This is a genomic window from Ignavibacteria bacterium (assembly GCA_017303675.1).
Taxonomy (GTDB): domain Bacteria; phylum Bacteroidota; class Ignavibacteria; order Tepidaquicellales; family OLB5; genus OLB5.
In genome coordinates this window covers 263814-282935 of sequence record JAFLBX010000001.1, presented here as the reverse complement: position 1 = coordinate 282935, position 19122 = coordinate 263814, and the positions used below count along the sequence as shown (strand labels likewise).

The window sequence follows — 19122 nt, the reverse complement described above, 5'->3', positions numbered from 1 at the left end:
ATATCATTTAAGACGTAATTAACTATTTTTTATTTTGTTAAGAATTAGTTATCTTTGTAGAACTTCCAATAAATAATTAATAACAATTTAACTTTCAATCAAATGACAAGAGAAGAAATTATTGCAAAAATGGCTGAAGATGCAGATACAACAAAAGTTGCTGCTAAAGCCGCACTGGATTCATTTATAGGCTGTGTTACAAAGACTTTAAAAAAAGGCGGTAAAGTATCACTCGTTGGTTTCGGAACATTTTCAGTTTCAAAACGCGGTGCAAGAACCGGCAGAAATCCGCAGACAGGCGCTGCTATCAATATTCCTGCAAGAAAAGTTGCTAAGTTCAAAGCAGGTAAAGGTCTTTCAGATACAGTTAACGGTAAATAATTTTTTTAACGTTTAAAAAAAGGACGGCATTGCCGTCCTTTTTTGTTATACATAACAAGTTACCTGTTAAACAATTTTACAGTTAAACTACATTTCCCTGAAAGTTGCGCTGACTACTAATAGCTTAACGGTCATGTAAATAACAACTGCTGTTGAAAGAACCAGGAACCATATCAGCGCTTTGGAAAGAAGGCTGGTTTTTTTTGTTGATCCATCCATAATGAAAATAGTATATTTAGTTATTGATCAAGTTTTATTGATATCACTTTTTCGGGTTTTCCAACAAAATCACCGGGTTCACCGTCTTCACTCGTTGTTTCACCGATCTCTCTTTTCATAACAATTATTTCATTTCCCTTCTGCAGTGCCCAGTAATCTATTCCGGTACCTGCCCACCATCCGCGTGCTGCAATTATGGCGTCAGGGGGAATTTCATATGCCTTATAGTCTGATACCGGCATTTCACTGAAGCTGTAATATTCTTTTGCAAGAAAGTGTTTTTTGCCGTTCACCGTTATGTTTACATCGTTGATCGGTGTATCATACTCGCCGGTTCCAACCCGCTTGAATTCCCACCTCAGCTCAGGTTTGCCGGGCTTTGTGTTTTCATTTGCGCCTGTTGAACCCGCTTCATCTTTTTTTTGAGTGCTGCTGCCTGTTTCCTGTTTATTATCCTGAGTGGTTGTAGTCTTTTCCTTTTCTGTTGTTTCGGTTTTATCTGACTTCCCGCATGCAAAAAAAATTGCAGTAATAATAACAAGCCCAGTTAAAAATTTTATTTTGTTCAGCATTTTTCTTAAGTATTTATAATTAAACTATTTTCCCATTACAAATATTACCGGCTCTTTGCCAAGTGTAATGTTCTTACTTTTTAACTGCTCAATTGTTCCTGAAATTATCTGCTCAGTATCCATGGTCAGATTCTTTGAAATTGAAAGAGTAATATCGCCGGGTGAATTGCTCAGTATATCTGTAAGCAGTTTATCATTGCGGTGGGGAGCCTCGATAAAAATCTGGGTTTGACCTTCCTGCTTAATTTTGCTTCCAAGTCCCTTAATTTTTTTTGCTCTTGCGGCTTTATCTATTGGCAGGTAGCCTATGAATGCAAAATTCTGCCCGTTTACCCCCGATGCCATCAGGGCAAGCATAATCGATGAGGGGCCGCTTAAAGGCACAACCTGTATCCCTTTTTGATGCGCCAGTTTTACAATTACACTTCCCGGGTCAGCAATACACGGCAGCCCTGCTTCGGAGATCAGCCCCGTATCCTTTCCTTTTTCTGTTTCGTCAAGGTATGTCATTATATCAGAATCCACGGTTTTGGCATTAAGCACATAAAAAGTAAGCTCACGCAGCGTTTTTTTAATACCTGCCAGCTTGAGGAACTTAGCCGCAGTCTGAATGTTCTCTACTATATAGTTATCTATCGTATTTATTACCTCTTTAATATACGGCGGAATAACCCTGTTTAAGTCATCGCTGCCAAGAGTATTGGGTATTAAATACAGTTTTCCTTTTTGCATTATAGAATTTGCCACATTGAAGTATATTTACAAATTAAACGATAAATTAAAATCTTTCTCCCCCCTCTCCTTTTAGGATAGGGGCTGGGGTGAGGTTATAAAAACAAATTATCCATTAACATAAAATAACGAATTTTCTCCCCCCTCTCCTTTTAGGAGAGGGGATGGGGGTGAGGTTACCAACATGAATCTACTGATCTATATTATCTCTTTTTTCAGTTTTTTTGCCTGCAATGATTCAGATTTGAAGCAGGATCTGAAAAATAATGAGGTAAATAAAACAAATTATGAGCAAAATAAAAAGGTAAAGAGTTCTGATAGCTTAAAAAATGTTCCCGAAGGCTTAAAAAGACTCCTTAAGGCATACCCTGATTTCCTTAAAACAGCCGATGAAAATAATCTCTATTGGCATGACGGCACTGTTATGCAGTATGATGACGGTATCACAGGCAAATCACATGATGAGAAGCTTGATAACCCCGACCTTGAAGATATGATGTCACAAAAATATACCAAAGGGGCTGAGTGGGATTCACCCCCCGCCGAAAATTTTGAGCCTGGCAGGGTTAGGTATGAACCCTTTTTCACAAAAATGTATGGCTCATCTTCAGGCGAAGTGAAGCGTAATCTTGTGAGCGTTAGCTGGCTGCCCTCGATCTGCGGATGTACAATACAGTTCAATAACATTAACGGCGCAGCGGATAAAATGCGGGAAGTTTCTGATGAAATTGAAGCAACACTCGGGGCGGAGTTCCATAAGTATGTAAGCAAAACTGCCGGTACCTTCAACTGGCGCAAAATTGCGGGAACCAACCGCATCAGCACGCACGCCTTCGGCACTGCAATTGATATCAATACAAAATACAGCAATTACTGGCAGTGGGATGGCAACATGACCTGGAAAAATCAGATACCGATAGAAATTGTTGAGATATTCGAAAAACACGGCTTCATCTGGGGCGGCAAATGGTATCACTACGATACTATGCATTTTGAATACAGACCTGAACTGCTGGTGGAATGAGAGTTGAAATTACACCTTATTAGACTCTAAAAATTTAATAGTATAATTTACTCAATTGATTAATTGTAATAAAATTATGAAATTACATAATTCTAAATATAAACTTACAATTTTATGGATAATTTACTTACAATTTCTATAATTTTAATCTTTATCTCTCTTCTCTTACTCCTTTTAATAATGCAGGCAAATAAGCTAAATAAGGTATTTAATTCCCTAATAGAGCAGAACAATTTAAATTTTCAGAAGTTAAGTGATAGTAACAATAGCATCAATTTGAATATTTCTGAGAGTACAAAGCGAATCGTAGATAATGTTAGTTTAAATTTTAAAGAATTTGAAAAAATTACATCTAGTGAGATTATTGAACTTAAAGGTGCTTTTGTTAAGAATAATGAAATAATAGATTCACATTTGAACAATTTTGTTTTTAATATTAAAGATTTTAAATCTAGCAATGATAAAAGGTTTGATGAATTTAATAAATTACTCGAGATTCATTTGACAAATTTAGTACTTAATATTAAAGAATTTAAAGAATTGAATGATATTAAACTAAAAGAAATGAACCTTAATTTAAAAAAAGGACTTGATAACATAGACAGTACATTGAAGGAAACAATAACCTTAGAATAATGCAAATAGTAGATGCTTATATTGAATACCTACGAAATGTTAGTCGTAAGATAACCACACGTAATGGTTTTATTGATGTATTACCAAATGAAACTAAATCCAAGTTCAATTATTATTTTGATCTTACACTTTTAAAGAATGAAGTAATTCGAGATCAACAAATAATACTAAAACCAGACAATCCTTTATACAAAACTTTTAATTTAGTCTATAAACAAATAGATAGTAACTCAGAATATAAGTTATTTTGCGGAAGCGGCTTAATACATGGAATTTTATTGGGTCGAAACAGAAAAACATATGTATGTGCACCCTTATTATATACTTTCATTAATTTAGATAAAGAAGATAACGAAATAATCGTAGAAATAGATTATGAGGCAACTCAATTAAATCACGATTTGATTTCAAGAATGTTTGATTTACAGATTAATGATGAAAATGAAGAGTTGGAAAATTACTTAATTCCAGATAATATTCTTGAAAAATATAATAATATAGACGTCATAGAGAATAAATTATATTCAGATAATTTTGATAGTAATATTATTAAATACTTAAAAAATCCTAATACAATATTTAATGAGTTAGCTATCAAAGTATCGGAATTTAGTAATATTGAATATACAGAAGAAAAGTTTGACTATAAAAAAAGACTAAATAAAGAACTAATTTCTACAAACAAGTTTTATCCATTCCCTTTCTTATTTCTGTCTCAAGTACCTCACCAGCTTTCAACTTATGAGGCGCTAAATAGTCTTTTAAAACAAAAACCCATAAATAATCAATTATTGGAGAGATTATTTAAGAATATATTAACAACTGAGAAATTTGATATAAAATATGATACAGAATTAAATGAAAATAGAATTTTAGAAGTATTAAATAATTTTATACCTTTGTCGTTATCTGAAAATCAAAGAACAGCAATTATAAAGGGCTTAACTTCAGAGATATCATACATTCAAGGACCTCCAGGTACGGGTAAGTCATATACAATTACAGCGATTATTTTAAATGCACTATTTTTCAAAAAAAAAGTTCTTTTAGTATCCCATAAAAAGGCAGCTTTGACTGTTGTAAAAGATATGGTTGATTCAATACTTGGAAAGAACTCACTTTTATATCTCGGTACAGAAGATAAAACGAATACTAAAGAATATTTAAGCAACATTGTTGCTGAAGCAGATAGTTATAGATTGAATCTATTTGAAAATACAGGTAGTCTCAAACAACTATCCGTAATTGTTGAGAAATATGAACGAAAAATAAAGGATCTATTAAAAAAATATTCAGAAGCTAACAAAAGGATTAATGAAGTTCTAAAACTTGAAAACGAATACTTTAATTTACACAAGGAATTTCTTGATAAGAGGGGAATCTTTGAGAAAACCTATAGTGTAGATAACATTAAAGAATTTAACTGGACTACAAATAAAATAAAACTAGAGGATTATCTAAAAGCTATATATAAATTCCGTAAGTATATTGAAAAGGATACTGTAAATAGAATTGAAAAATTATACAAAATAAAGTTCACTAAACATTTTATTAATAAGTTTAGCGCTGATTTGTTTAGCATAAAAGAAAATCCTTTATATGCTGAAGATTTATTACATCTGAACAATTTATTCTCAAAATTGTCATTAACTCTAAAAGCAATAAATAGAGAAGTTGTTATTCAATTAAGAAAAAACATATCCAATCTTGATATTGAGATTAAAGAGACTTTAGGAAAATATTTGCCATATTTTTATAAATATAATATTATGGCAAAGTTAACTGGTGTCGAAAACAGATTTAAAAGGGAAAATATAAGTTCATTCAGAAAAATGCTTCATTTCAAAAAAGCAGACATTTTGAAAAGTAAAATGGAGAGCATAAATTATCAACAATTATTAGAAATTTTACCCTTTTGGTGTTCGGAATTAAGGGATTTAGGAAAAGTTCTGCCTATGAAAAATGAATTGTTCGATTTGGTTATAGTGGATGAAGCATCTCAAGTTAATATTGCCGAAATTATACCGGCATATTATCGAGGTAAAAAATACTGTATCGTTGGTGATAAAAATCAATTGAATTTAAATGCAACGGGAGTTGGTTTCAGTGTAAGTAAATCCTTTGAAAAGATAACTTGGCAGAATGTTATGTCTAAACATGCCGGTATAATCAGCTATGAACGTGCTAAAAGTATGAACTTATTAGTTACTGAATCATCTATATTAGATTTCGTAAGTTCTGAATCAAATGATTTTAATATACCATTTACGAGTTTGGATGAACATTTTCGATCGTTACCTCCTTTAGCTTCATTCACTAATAAACAATTCTATGATAGTAATTGGAAGATAATGACTCAAAATGGAGAGAATATGGAGAAGGATTGTTTTAAAGCTATTAAAGTAGGTGGAGTAAGGGATAATATTAAAAAGTTAATTTGGAATGAAGTTAATGAAATATCAAGAATATTAGATGAAATAAGAAGAATCCATTACTTACCAGAAATTATTCAATTTCAAGACTATTTTAAAAATAAAGAGAAATATTCAATAGGGATTTTGTCATTTTTGACCCATCAAGTAGCAGCAATTAGAGAATTAATAGAAAACAAATATGAAGATTTAAAAGAGAAACATGATATTTTTGTCGCAACTCCTGAGGAATTTCAAGGGAACGAAAGAGATGTTATGTTTATAACCCTAGGTCTAGATTCTGTTTCTAAATGGGGCAAGGCATTCTATGAAAATAAAAATAGGTTTAATGTCGCTACAAGCAGAGCTAAGTTTTATACATATTTAATATATGCAGGTTTACCAACAAATATTAACTTAATTAAAAAGTACTTTTTGCATTACGGTTATGATATAATTGTAGATGCAGATTTAAATGTTAGAGAAGAAAATATTGAACCTCAATATGACAAATGGGAGTTCAATGTTGCAAAAATGGAATCTGATTTTGAACATTATGTATATAAATATCTATTAAAATATGTTGATGACAAAAAGGGCATTGATATCTATAACCAGGTAAATGCTTGCGGTCAAAAAAGAATAGATTTTGTATTATATAATAAAATCACAAAGAAAACTTGTGCTGTTGAAGTTGATGGGAAAGATCACTTTATTAATGGTTCTACAAAATATACTGAAGCTCATTTAAATAGAATTGCAGTATTGAAACGTGCAGGTTGGCAAATATTAAATATTAAGTATTTTAATTGGTGGGATAATGGTTGGTTAACAGATGAGAGCAATCAATATTTTAAAAATGAGATAAATAGACTATATCGGGAACTTGATTACAAATTGTTTTAAAAATCTTACTCAAATCCTGATCCTTTTTTTAATTTTTTCATCAGGCCTTCGGTCTTGATGAATTATGCAACCCCCTCCAAAAATCCCAGAAACTTCCGCTTCGCAACGGGCAGTATGGTTTGCTGATATGAAAAATTCAGCTCAGTATCCAGCATATATATTATCTGGTTAATTATATCATCTGATATCATGTAATTTCTCAACACTTCATTCGGAATTGTTATCAGCTTCATTTCGCGGTTGCCAACTTCTTTGGTCTTTAAAATTTTATACAGATTCCTGCTGTACTTTATTATCCTTAGCAGCCTGTCCCTGTTATCCGGAAGAATAAAATACCCTTCAGTGTTATGTTTGCTCAATATGCCAATTGATTCTATCTTAATGCTCTCATCAACAAAATCATATATTGCCTTGCCCTGTTCCATAACACGGTTTAAATGTGCAAATGCCCAGTGCATAAGCTCAAAGCTTTTTTCCAGCTCATTGTTAATGAGCATCATCTTCTCATCCATTTCCTCCTCACAAATGGCATCAGTATATTCTTTATTGAAAATCCTGTTATGGTTTTTCATTATATCGCCAAGCTGCATGTATATATTGATCAGCATTTGGTAAGTAGGGTAGAGCCGTGTTTCGTTAAATTCCTTTTCGCAGTATTTGAATTTATTCAGCAAAAGGTATTTGGAGCTTTCAAGATCGTTTATGCCGGTAAAATCTTTAATGGTGATGTCAAATAATCTGTTATCCATATCAATTTAATTAATAGTTAAGTTAACAAAAAATAAATGACTGCCTGCAAAAGCCGTGACCGTTAAAAGTGTTACCTGTATATTCTTATTGTATATCTCCTTGGTGTAATTTTAATGATGATTTCAGATTTTGTCAAGGGAATAATTAAAAATAGAATTGAAACTTTTTAGCAGTGAAAAATGTATATATAATTGATTTGAAACAGGTCTGAATTTAGTCTATATTTGGATCTAGTTAATTATAAAATTATGAAATACAGCAGTAATATTAAACCAATCAGTTTCCTTAAATCTCATGCTTCTGAAATGATTGAAGATACTTTTGAAAATGGAAGTACTTATATCATTACAAAGAATGGTGAAGCTAAATCTGCACTTATGGATATTAAAGAATATCAAAGGCTGCAGGATAAGCTTACATTTCAGAAGATCATAGCTATATCCGAAAAAGAAATTTCGGAAGGGAAAACTCTGCCTTTTGACCGTGCATTTAAGGAATTGTACAAAAAGATTAAGACACTTAAGAAACAAAGAAATTACAAAAGATAGTGGATTTCAGGATAGAGCTTACTGAAACAGCCATCGATGATATGTTTGAAATATATTATTATATTTCAATGAATGATAGTTTTGAAAATGCTGAGAAAGTAATCGAAAAAATAAAAGAAAGAGTCTTTTCTCTTTCGAAGTATCCCGAGAGGGGCAGCCGGATAAATGAAATTTATGATGAACAGCCGGATATAAAACAGGTTTATTTCAAGCCCTACAGGATCATATACAAAATTCAAAAGCAAATTGTATATGTGTTGGCAGTTCTTGATGGCCGAAGAAATCTTGAAGATGAGCTAAGAAGCAGACTCATCAGGTAATTTCTCTGGACTCTCTACCCACTCCTTAATTCTCTCAGCAGCTTTTTTACCGGCTCGTTTTGCAAACTCATCGTAATCATTTTTTATCATAATTTTAATATTATCAACTGAGCCGAACTCTTTCAGCAGCTTTTGAGCTGTGGTTTTACCAATGCCTTTGATATCTTCCAGCTCACTGCGGAGTGTGCGCTTATCTCTTAACGAGCGGTGGAAAGTTATTGCGAACCTGTGCGCTTCATCGCGGACGCGCTGTAGCAGCTTAATTCCGCTTGATGTTTTGGGTATTGATTGCGCCTCATGAGCCCCCGGCAGAAATACTTCTTCAAGCCTTTTTGCCAGACCGATAATATTAAGCTCACCCAATCCGATATCACCCAGAACCTTAACAGCGCTTGAAAGCTGCCCCTTTCCGCCATCTATTACTATAAGATCAGGCATTGCGTCAAAGCTCATATCCTGCGGCGCTTCGCCATCAGGCACATTACTCTGGTGCGTTTCAGGTGATTCAGCTATCTTCTTCTCAGCAAGCTTCCTGAATCTGCGGAATATCACTTCGCGCATTGAAGCAAAGTCATCGGGCCTGCCCACTTCGTTCAGGGCACTCTGAATCTTAAACTTCCGGTAATCATTTTTTTTCGGCCTGCCGTCATAAAAAACCACCATGCTTGCAACAGTATCCGTGCCCTGGATATTGGAAATATCGTAACACTCTATCCTGCGGGGAAGCTTTGTGAGCCTTAGGTCACGTTTCAGCGAAGTAACGGAGTTAGGTATAAACTCGCGTTTTAATCGCTGAAGCTTCAGCTCATCAAGCATATATCTGGCGTTTGTCTTAACCATTGCCAGCAGCTGCACTTTTTCGCCTCGTTTTGGGATCTTGAAATCAACTTTCTTGCTAAAATTTTTAATGAACCACTCACTGAAAGCTTCAATGCTGTTCTCGCTGGTATCGGCATCTTCTGGTAAATGAATTTCATCCGGTATAAATGAGTTCTCACTGTAATACCTGAATATCACATTTTCCAGTATCTCACCGGGCTCTTTATCTTCAACGGTATCAATGTAATAATGCCGTTTGCCTATCACTTTGCCGTCACGGATATTTAATATCATAGCGCAGGCATCATCACCTTCCTTAACAAAATTGATTATATCTTTATCCATGAAGTCTTCCGATACAATCTTCTGCTTTTCGGTATATACAGTCAGCGATTCAATCCTGTTCCTTATCAGCGCAGCTTCTTCAAACCGTTCGCTTGCAGCAGCTTCCCGCATTTTTGCTTCAAGCTCTTTTATAAGTGATGTCGTTTTGCCATGCAGCACCTTCTCAATCTCACCGGTCATTTCATTATACTTCGCCTGCGAAACAAGGCCTTCGCACGGACCCTCGCATTTATGTATATGGTATTCCAGGCAAACTTTGAATTTCTTTTTTTCGATGGCTTCCTGTGTAATGTTTAGGCTGCATGTCCTTATCATAAACAGCTCTCGAAGCATTTTTAGAGAGAACTTCATGTTACCCACATCGGTGTATGGACCGAAATATTTCGAGCCGTCATTGCGCCTTTTGCGGGTGGGGAAAACTCTCGGATACGGTTCATTGGTAATTACTATATATGGGAAAGATTTATCATCCTTAAGATTAACATTATACCGCGGCTTAAGCTGCTTTATCATGTTCATCTCGAGTATTAGAGATTCAACTTCACTGTCGGTATTTATTATTTCAACATCGCGGATAAGAGAGATCATTTTAGTTAACCGCGGACCAACAGGCTTGGACATAAAATATGAGCGAACGCGATTGCGCAGGTTCTTAGCCTTACCTACATATATTATCTTCCCGCTTTTATCCTTAAACTGGTAAATTCCCGGATTGGGGGGGAGATTACCAAGTTTTATTTCCAGTGGACTTCTTGGAACCTCAATTGCTGTATTTTCTTCTGTTTCCTCTGACATCAGTTTTTATAATAGTAAAGATTGTTATTTAGTTCGAAATTTTAAAGTCTAATTTATTTCAAATTTTACAAGAGATATCCCACTGATTTATAATTAATTATGAAAATATTTTTAAATAAATGATTGACATTTACCAAATCATATATTAAATTGCATTCAATAATTAAACAATGTTCAATAAATAAACGAAGTTTATCGGGTAAAATGGGTACAGAAGATAGAAAAGAACGTGAAAAGCTGCAAATGCGTCAACTGATAATTAAAACTGCCATGCAGCTTTTTATTGAAAAAGGTATGGATAATGTTTCAATACGTGCCATTGCCGAAAAAATAGAATACTCACCGGGTTCAATATATTCATATTTTAAAGATAAGGGTGAAATAATTCACGCTATACATACTGAAGGATTTGAAAAATTATACGCGCTGCAAAAAACTCTTGATGGCGTCAATAATCCGGTTGATAAGCTTGCGCAAATGGGCAGGCTTTACATGAAATTCGCACTGGAAAACCGCGATTACTACGACCTCATGTTCATAGCAAAAGGTGTCGCAGAAAAAATTACGGAAAAGCAGGAGTGGGAGGTTGGTCAGCGTTCATATGATTACCTGAGAGATACTGTTAAAGAGTGCATTGAGCAGGGATATATCAATGATCCAAATGTTGATGCTGTGACATTTGGTATATGGGGCTTTGTGCACGGAATGGCAGCTTTAATTATCCGCGGCAGGTGCGCAATGATGCCTGAAGATGTAATTGAGCATACTGTGAACGGAAGTTTGAATTTTATGTACACACATTTAATTACAAATAACAAATAACTATCCTCAAGTCCCCTCCTTACCAAGGAGGGGATTTAGGGGAGGTCTGAAAACATGGCACAAATAATCAAAGGAAGAAAATTCGGAAGTTTAGAAGGGGATTTTGTTGTCTTCTTAATTGGAATGAGGGTGAACAACTGGTTTATGATACACAAATGGTTTCCCGTAGCAATGGCTATGCCTAAGATGATAAAGGAGCTGTATAAAAATCCATTAAGCGGATTTATGGGCGAGCAAAGCTGGTTTGGCAGGACAACAATATCCGTGCAGTACTGGAAATCATTCGAACATCTGGAAGCATATGCGAAGAATAAAGATATGGAACACTTCCCCGCATGGAAAGCCTTTAACCTGAAGGCAAGGCAAAGCGGAGTAGTTGGAGTGTGGCATGAAACCTACAAGGTTTCCAGGGGGAATTATGAAAACATATATGTAAATATGCCTCTCTTTGGCTTGGGTAAAGCCGGGTTTTTAAATGAAGCTACAGGGAAAAATGAAAACGCAAAAGGAAGGTTTTAAATTTTAATTAAATTTATATGCATACAATATTAGGCTCAACTGGTATAATAGGCAGATTGCTGGCTAACGAGCTGGTGAAATATACGGGTAAAATCAGGCTAGTCAGCCGTAACCCCAAAAAAGTAAATCCGTCTGATGAGCTTTTTAAAGCAGATCTATTGAACAGGCAGCAGGTATTTGATGCCGTTAAAGGATCTGATGTTGTTTATCTGACAGCCGGTTTAAAATATGATACTAAAGTGTGGCAGGCTGAATGGCCTGTTATTATGCGAAATGTCATTGATGCATGCAAAGCTACCGGAAGTAAGCTTGTTTTCTTTGATAATGTTTACGCCTACGGCAAAGTGAACGGATGGATGACCGAAGAAACTCCTTATAACCCGGTGAGCAAAAAGGGCGAAGTGCGTAAACATATTGCTGAAATGCTTATGAATGATGTAAAAGCAGGTAATCTTAATGCAATGATTGTTCGCGCAGCTGATTTTTACGGGGCAGATACTCTTGCGGTTATCACTGAAACCGTGTTTAAGAATTTTGCCAAAGGTAAAAAAGCGCAGTGGCTTATCAGCGATAAATTCAGGCATTCATTCACTTACGCTGCTGATGCAGCCAAAGGGACAGCCCTCCTGGGCAATACACCCGCTGCATACAACCAGGTTTGGCACCTGCCAACAGATAAAAATGTTTTGACGGGAAAGGAAATTATTTCATTAATAGCACGTGAATTTGGTGTAGTGCCCAAATACATGAATGTTCCTAAATGGATGCTTCGCATTATCGGTTTGTTTAATTCCAATATCAGAGAATCGATCGAAATGCTTTATCAAAACGATAGTGATTATCTTTTTTCATCAGAAAAGTTTGAAAAAACATTTAACCTGAAACCTGCACCTTATTTAACGGGAATAAAAGATACAGCAAAGAAAATGAAACTGAATAAATAATTTAAAAATATTAAAGCTATATGAAGAGAATTATTGTATTCCTGATGATTTTTACAGCAGCGGTTTTCGCTCAGGATAAAGGAATAATAAACGGAAAAGTAACTGATAAAGAAACAACAAACCCGGTTCCTGAAGCAACCGTTACGGTTTTGAATACTGATCTAAAAACCGTTACCGATTCAAGGGGCAATTTTCAGTTTATAAATATTCCGCTGGGGACTTATGAAATTAAAGTTACCTGCCTTGGCTATGAAGCTTTTATTCATACAGATGTTGTCGTGAATTCTTCGCGCCCGGCAAATGTTGAAATTGAATTGCTGCTTTCAAATATCACCACAGAACAAATTGATGTCGAAGGCAAATATTTCCAGAAGAACACTGATGTAAGCACCAGCAGCTATAACCTTGATTTTGAAGAGGTACGCCGCGCACCCGGCGCTGTTGAGGATATTTCCAGAATGCTGCAGATAATGCCCGGTGTATCTCCTGCCAACGATCAGCGTAATGATCTTATAGTACGCGGCGGCTCACCGGCTGAAAACCTTACTATGATTGACGGTATTGAAATACCCAATGTCAACCATTTCCCTACTCAGGGCTCATCAAGCGGGCCAATTGGTATGATAAATGTAAAATTCATTGATGATGTTAATTTTTCTACCGGCGGATTTTCCGCCCGCTACGGCGATAAGCTTTCATCTGTTATGGATGTCAAATTCCGTGAAGGTTACCGTAAAAGCTTTCTGAGTGATATCAATCTTTCTACCGCTGGTTTTGGCGGAATTTTTGAAGGACCGCTTTTCACCAAAAAAGGTTCATTCATTTTTTCGGTCAGGAAAAGTTACCTCAATCTTATAAAAGGCGCTATAAGACTTGCTGCCGTGCCTGATTACTGGGATTTTAATCTGAAAGCTGTGTATGATATTGATAAAAATACCAGGCTGAATTTTGTTGGTATAGGCGGCCTGGATAAGATCAGCTTTGAAGGTGAATCACCCGAAATAAGCGATGATAATCCGTATGGTAAAGCTAAAGGAGATCAGCAGCAGTTTACTGCAGGATTTAATCTGAAGAAACTTTTCAAAAAAGGTTACTGGCAAACCGTACTTGCGAATTCTTCTGCGTTTTTTAATTATACTAATTATGACCTGCGGACAGATGAGCTGAAGTTCAAGTATGATTCCTACGAAAGCGATTTTAATTTTAAATCAGAGGTATTTTACCAGCTGAATAAATCCAATAATTTAATACTTGGCGGCAGCGCCCGCTACATAAAATTTAAAAATGAAACATTTTATGTAGCCGATACAACTTCTTTCGGTGACCCCATACCTGAAACAAACGTAAATGTAAAAGATAGCTATTACAAAGCATCCGGATTTGCCCAGTATACCCTAAAATTACCGGGTAACAGGGTAATACTTAATGCAGGCGCCAGGGTTGATTATTTTTCAGGAATTAAAAAAAATATTGCTGCATCTCCCAGGTTTGGCATAAGCTACAGCTTATTTGCAAATACAACTCTCAGCGCATCAACTGGTATGTATTACCAGTCACCTGAATACATTTGGCTAACTGCAGACCCACGCAACGAAAACCTGAAATTCATACAGGCAAATCATTTTGTAGTTGGTATCGAGCACCTTTTTTCACCTGAGCTGCGCATGTCAATAGAAGCTTATTACAAGGATTACAAAAATTACCCGGTAAGCACAGTTATACCCACTTATGTGCTCATAAGTGGTGGAACCGAGAACGGCCCCAACCTGATGTTCGGTGAAGCAGTGAGCGAAGGTAAAGGTTTTTCTCGCGGTATTGATTTTTCCCTGCACAAAAAGCTTACAGGCAACGGTTTTTACGGTATGATAAATTATTCGCTTGCAGATAGCCGGGTTACAGGACTCGAAGGCGGAGAAAAACCCGGTTCCTTTGATTACAGGCATAATTTAACAATTATTGCAGGTTACCAGCTAACCAACGACTGGCTCGTTGGGCTGAAATTCCGCTATACTACCGGCAGACCCTATACGCCTTTTGACATTAACGCTTCTACCGTTGTTGGCAGGGGAGTCAGTGACTTCAATAACTTTAACGGCTTCAGGTATAAAGATTATAACAGGCTTGACTTAAGAGTTGATAAAAAATGGAATTTCAAGAATATGAGCATTGTGACATATATAGAGCTTCAAAATACATTCAACACAGAAAATGTATATTCATACTTCTGGAATGAATACAAAAACGAGCAGGGCACAATTTACCAATGGAAATTCCTGCCCGTCGGCGGCTTCAGCATCCAATTTTAAAAACTCTCCCTGGGAGCTGGTCAACTACTCTACGAGTTTTTGACTCGTTGAGTTGTAGTATTACTAAACTTGCTTCAATAATTCTCATTCCCAATCCGCCAAGGCGGACCATTTTGGGAATGTAAACAAAGTCCCCAAAAATGCCGTTTATTAACAATAATCGGCATTTTTAATTTAAGAAGTAATACTCTGCAAACCCTTTCTAGTGGAAATACGTTAGAAGATTTCGGGTTTACCCTGATACAGTGAATACATTAAATTTTCGGTTTAAATGGTAATTTCATTTATACTGCACAAAACCGATTGTTTTAGGGTTCGCCCGCCGGCTATATTTGTATCACTAATTCGGTAGGGAAAATTGTAGCAGAGAAGATTTTTAAATCAACTAATTTAAAAAACTCCTCAGAAAGGAAATCTACATAAGATGAATGCTATAACTTCCCAGTTCAGCAAGAAGCAATTGATCAGTTTATTATCAGGGCTTCTTTTTTTATTTGTTACAGTTTACACAACAACTGCCCAGGAAATAACTATTCCCGGCGGTGTTAATACATGGAAACCAAATTATTTACCCGCTTCTCCGGGCGATAATCCTTACACAGCTACCAAAACCGATTTTACCATCACAATGAGAGACGGCGTTGTAATTGACTGTCTTAAATGGATCCCCGATGCTCCGGCTCCCGCAGGCGGATGGCCCACAGTTATCATGGTTCATGGCTACGGCGATCATAAAGGCACACTTTCAGAATTCTGCCGCATGCAGGCTGAATATGGTTATTATACTATGACCTTCAGCGTACGCGGTCAGGGCCTCTCAGGCGGTGTTTCAAATCTGATAAGCAGAATAGAAGCGCAGGACCTTCAGGAAATAGTGAACTTTGTTAGAAACGATACTGCAAACGGCGTTGGCAGAGATAAAATATTAATTATGGGCGGTTCACAGGGCGGCGCTTTACCGCTTATGGCAGCCTGTATGCCCGGCGGACTTCCGGTAAAAGGAATCATTAACTCAGTTGCTCCTCCAAACTTCGCATCAAGCTGGATAGAGAACGGCTGCGTTAAAATGACTTTATTATGGACAATTGAATATACAAACGATACAGCAAGATATAACGGACAGGTTAACCGTATGTCTGACTGGATCTATGCAGAAAATAAACAGTATTGGGATAGCCTTGCTTACTGGCTGCCTAAAGATAGAGACTTCACAACAATTTTACATAACAACACAGTTCCTCTTTTAGTTGAAGCTTCATGGCAGGATAAGTTCTTTAACGCTGATGGCTGGCTGCAGAACATACACCTCATCAACTCACCTATGTCATCATACATGGGCGCAGTTCAGGGTCACGGCGGCGAGCACTCATCAACAGAAGATATCTGGCATATGGACTGGTTCAATAATTTCTTCTTCCAGAATTTATGGGGAATGCAGACAAATATCTTTACTATCGATAAATATCAATACGCTTCAACAAAAGCTCCTGTTGTAAATAATGCTTGGACCTTCGCTCATGACAGCTCAGAAGTTCTTGTAAAAAGCATTTCAACACCAACAAGGCTTTACTTTAACAGCAATAACAAGCTTAAAACCACAGCAAATAATAACTGCTGGCTGCCTGATGTTGACATGTTAAGCAATGATGTAAGAAATAACTATACTATTCAGCAGGCTGTACTCGATGAATTCAAAGGAACAAACTTCACAAATAACTTCAAGATAGATGACGTTGTTTATGAAACAACACCGCTCACAGCAAACACTGAAATGACCGGTACACCGGTAATTAAAATGGATTACATTTCAACAGCAAAACCGTTCGTTCAGTTCAATTTCCATATCTATGAAGTATTTCCAAACGGTACACAGAGATTCGTAACAAGACTGAACTACCAGGATAGAAATAACAATTATGGTTTCCTTCCTTCAAGGAAAGATGTTACTTTCCGCGGTTCAGCTCACTCACATATTTTTTCAGCAGGAAGCAGGATCAGAATTAAGGTTACCAATTTCGATAGAACTGCTGAAGAAACAGCGTTCTTCGGAACTAACCCGTTCGTTCTGCCTTCAATGAAAAAAGGTACATCTATAATGCTGTTAACAAACAAATTCTACGTTGATCTTCCGTTCGTAAATAACGGCAGCGGCAGACCCAATGCAGATAACCTGTTCGAAAAAGATAACAGCACCATCAGCAGCAATATTCCTGAGAAATTTGAGCTTAAACAGAATTTCCCTAATCCGTTCAACCCGAATACTGTTATAAGCTATTCAGTTGCTAAATCAGAAAACGTATCAATAAAAGTTTATGATATCTTAGGCAAAGAAGTACAGACACTTGTTAACGAAGTTAAAAACCCCGGTTCATATAATGTAATGTTCAATGCTCAGAACCTCTCAAGCGGTGTGTATTTCTACAGGCTGACTTCAGGAAGCTTTACTGACATAAAGAAAATGACATTGGTTAAATAATTTGCATTCATCTCGCAAATAAGCAGACCGGAAAAAAGGGAAGCTGGTCTGTTTAAGCCGAAAGTTAAAGGGCTCACCACTAAAGAAATCTATGAAACGTGAGCCCGTTAACTTAAAAAAAGAAGAGCAGCAACAACAGAAATAAGCAGCAGCAACAGAAATAAGCAGCAGCAACAGAAATAAGCAGCAGCAAAAGAAAAAAGCAGCAACAAAAAAAAGCAGCAACAAAAAAAAGCAGTAAAATTTAAGCAGCAAAAAAAGCAGATAACAATAAAAAAGGAAAAAGGAAAATAAAATGAGTACAATAATAATATTAGCTTTCACAATGTTCGCAATATTACCGTTTGCAGCAGAAGGCATAAGAATTTATTTCGCAGATTAATGCTGTTACCCCCAAACTTCAGGGATAAATAACGAAGGATATCACTGAAGCGAGTAAACAGCTTAAATTGCCCCGGTCTTGTAAAGACCGGGGTATTTTTATATATACCTTTCCCTGTTAGGGGAATCCGGAGGGGGTAAAGTACAATTTTTATCTATCATAGCTCCGCAAGAGCCCCGAGGGGGCGAAATATCACAGCGATGGGCAAAGCCCATCGGAAAATTATAATAACTAATGGTATCTCTGGATGGGCGACAATATCCAGGCGTTGTACAAGACAGGACAGAACAATTTAAATTAGCCCCGAAGGGGCGAAATAACAAAAATTCAATTATGCTTGCGAAATTGTAACTAATCATCTGATCAAAATTCCCATAAACCCTGTACTTCCTTAATTCTCTCTAAACAGCTCCCTATGTGCGAAATGCTATCTTCCAACCGATACCAGTACATTAAAACCTTCAAAAAATCCCAAAAAATGCTAAAAATCAACAAATTACCCCAAAATCCGGCTACCGTGAATACCCCAAATCCCGGTAGGGATATTGGGTAAATCGGCTTAATTATATCCGCCATTTTTGAATGGAGTGAACAGGCTAAAAGCCTCTACAGTGAAAGGTTGAAGTATTCGGTTTTGAGGGTAATTATGTATTTACATGCATTTACGATTGTTTTAGGGTCACCCCAACAGCTATATTTGTATTACTAATTCGGTAGGGAAAACCAGGATAGCAGAGTTAAGTTTAAAACAAACTAATTCGTGAAAGGATATTTAAAAATGAAAGCTATCAATTTCTCAAACCGCTCAACACTGAAGCAAATGGTTATTTTATCATTCATGCTTCTTTTTTTATGCACTTCAGCAGCATTGGCTGATGAAAACAGCGCAAAAAACCCATCCACAGTAAAATCTTCTGAAACTGCAACATTAACCTCCAGCGAGCTTTCTAACAGTGAAATGATCACAATTGAAAGCAATATGATATTCAGCTTTGCTATTCAAAAAGGTGATTATGTTAGATTTTCAATTTTTGACTCAAAAGGCAAAGAAATTAAAGTTTTAATGGATGAAATATTAAATGCCGGTGATTTCAGCGCAGATATCAGCCCCGCTAACCTTTCAACAGGTACATACTATTACCGCCTGGTTGTTGGAAAGCACAAAGAGATCAGAAAATTGAACGTTATATATTAATAAATAACAAAATATCCAGT

General features: G+C 36.2%; 16 protein-coding genes. 12 read left to right on the top strand and 4 right to left on the bottom strand.

The annotated features are described in order from the left end of the window. Window positions 1-102: 102 nt before the first annotated feature. Window positions 103-381, top strand: coding sequence for an HU family DNA-binding protein (locus tag J0M37_01275; GenBank protein MBN8583697.1), 279 nt, complete (start codon window positions 103-105; stop codon window positions 379-381). 239 nt (window positions 382-620) lie between these two features. Here the strand turns inward: J0M37_01275 and J0M37_01270 are convergent, their stop codons facing one another. Beyond that, complete coding sequence (locus J0M37_01270; GenBank protein ID MBN8583696.1) at window positions 621-1172, bottom strand: hypothetical protein; 552 nt, start codon at window positions 1170-1172, stop codon at window positions 621-623. A 24-nt stretch (window positions 1173-1196) separates the two neighbouring features. Beyond that, window positions 1197-1904, bottom strand: a complete 708-nt coding sequence (locus tag J0M37_01265) for an SAM-dependent methyltransferase (protein MBN8583695.1) — start codon at window positions 1902-1904, stop codon at window positions 1197-1199. Between the two features lie 184 nt (window positions 1905-2088). Between J0M37_01265 and J0M37_01260 the strand changes: the two genes are divergently transcribed. The 3 genes from J0M37_01260 to J0M37_01250 all read left to right on the top strand — a co-directional run bounded on the left by J0M37_01260 (window position 2089) and on the right by J0M37_01250 (window position 6881). Continuing rightward, entirely contained in the window at window positions 2089-2928 is an 840-nt protein-coding gene (locus J0M37_01260; GenBank protein MBN8583694.1) for a M15 family metallopeptidase, read from the top strand. 114 nt (window positions 2929-3042) lie between these two features. Next, window positions 3043-3564 carry a hypothetical protein gene (locus J0M37_01255; protein MBN8583693.1) on the top strand — a complete coding sequence of 174 codons (522 nt, stop codon included), beginning with the start codon at window positions 3043-3045 and terminating at the stop codon, window positions 3562-3564. Next, a complete protein-coding gene (locus J0M37_01250; protein MBN8583692.1) occupies window positions 3564-6881 on the top strand; it encodes an AAA family ATPase in 3318 nt (1105 codons plus the stop codon). Before J0M37_01255 ends, J0M37_01250 begins: the two co-directional genes overlap by 1 nt. A 62-nt stretch (window positions 6882-6943) precedes the next feature. Here J0M37_01250 and J0M37_01245 read toward each other — a convergent pair whose 3' ends face one another. Further along, the gene (locus J0M37_01245; protein MBN8583691.1) at window positions 6944-7630 is read right to left on the bottom strand and encodes a hypothetical protein; all 687 of its coding nucleotides are present in this window, start codon (window positions 7628-7630) and stop codon (window positions 6944-6946) included. Between the two features lie 249 nt (window positions 7631-7879). Here J0M37_01245 and J0M37_01240 point away from each other — a divergent pair, with 249 nt between their 5' ends. Further along, the gene (locus J0M37_01240) at window positions 7880-8179 is read left to right on the top strand and encodes a type II toxin-antitoxin system Phd/YefM family antitoxin (GenBank protein ID MBN8583690.1); all 300 of its coding nucleotides are present in this window, start codon (window positions 7880-7882) and stop codon (window positions 8177-8179) included. After that, the gene (locus J0M37_01235; protein MBN8583689.1) at window positions 8179-8499 is read left to right on the top strand and encodes a type II toxin-antitoxin system RelE/ParE family toxin; all 321 of its coding nucleotides are present in this window, start codon (window positions 8179-8181) and stop codon (window positions 8497-8499) included. Before J0M37_01240 ends, J0M37_01235 begins: the two co-directional genes overlap by 1 nt. Here J0M37_01235 and J0M37_01230 read toward each other — a convergent pair. Beyond that, window positions 8476-10458, bottom strand: a complete 1983-nt coding sequence (locus J0M37_01230; protein MBN8583688.1) for an excinuclease ABC subunit C — start codon at window positions 10456-10458, stop codon at window positions 8476-8478. The two genes, J0M37_01235 and J0M37_01230, sit on opposite strands and share 24 nt — an antisense overlap. 204 nt (window positions 10459-10662) lie before the next feature. Between J0M37_01230 and J0M37_01225 the strand changes: the two genes are divergently transcribed. The 6 genes from J0M37_01225 (at window position 10663) to J0M37_01200 (ending at window position 19102) form a co-directional block, all read left to right on the top strand. After that, complete coding sequence (locus J0M37_01225; GenBank protein ID MBN8583687.1) at window positions 10663-11280, top strand: TetR/AcrR family transcriptional regulator; 618 nt, start codon at window positions 10663-10665, stop codon at window positions 11278-11280. Window positions 11281-11334: 54 nt separating this feature from the next. After that, entirely contained in the window at window positions 11335-11799 is a 465-nt protein-coding gene (locus J0M37_01220) for a DUF4188 domain-containing protein (protein ID MBN8583686.1), read from the top strand. Between the two features lie 17 nt (window positions 11800-11816). Then, window positions 11817-12743 carry an NAD-dependent epimerase/dehydratase family protein gene (locus J0M37_01215; GenBank protein MBN8583685.1) on the top strand — a complete coding sequence of 309 codons (927 nt, stop codon included), beginning with the start codon at window positions 11817-11819 and terminating at the stop codon, window positions 12741-12743. Window positions 12744-12763: 20 nt separating this feature from the next. Next, window positions 12764-15049, top strand: coding sequence for a TonB-dependent receptor (locus J0M37_01210; GenBank protein MBN8583684.1), 2286 nt, complete (start codon window positions 12764-12766; stop codon window positions 15047-15049). A 424-nt stretch (window positions 15050-15473) separates the two neighbouring features. Next, window positions 15474-17525 (top strand): T9SS type A sorting domain-containing protein, encoded by a 2052-nt coding sequence (locus J0M37_01205; GenBank protein ID MBN8583683.1) that lies wholly within the window; start codon window positions 15474-15476, stop codon window positions 17523-17525. 1160 nt (window positions 17526-18685) lie between these two features. Continuing rightward, window positions 18686-19102: a hypothetical protein gene (locus J0M37_01200; protein MBN8583682.1), complete on the top strand. Its 417-nt coding sequence runs from the start codon at window positions 18686-18688 to the stop codon at window positions 19100-19102. Window positions 19103-19122 lie beyond the last annotated feature (20 nt).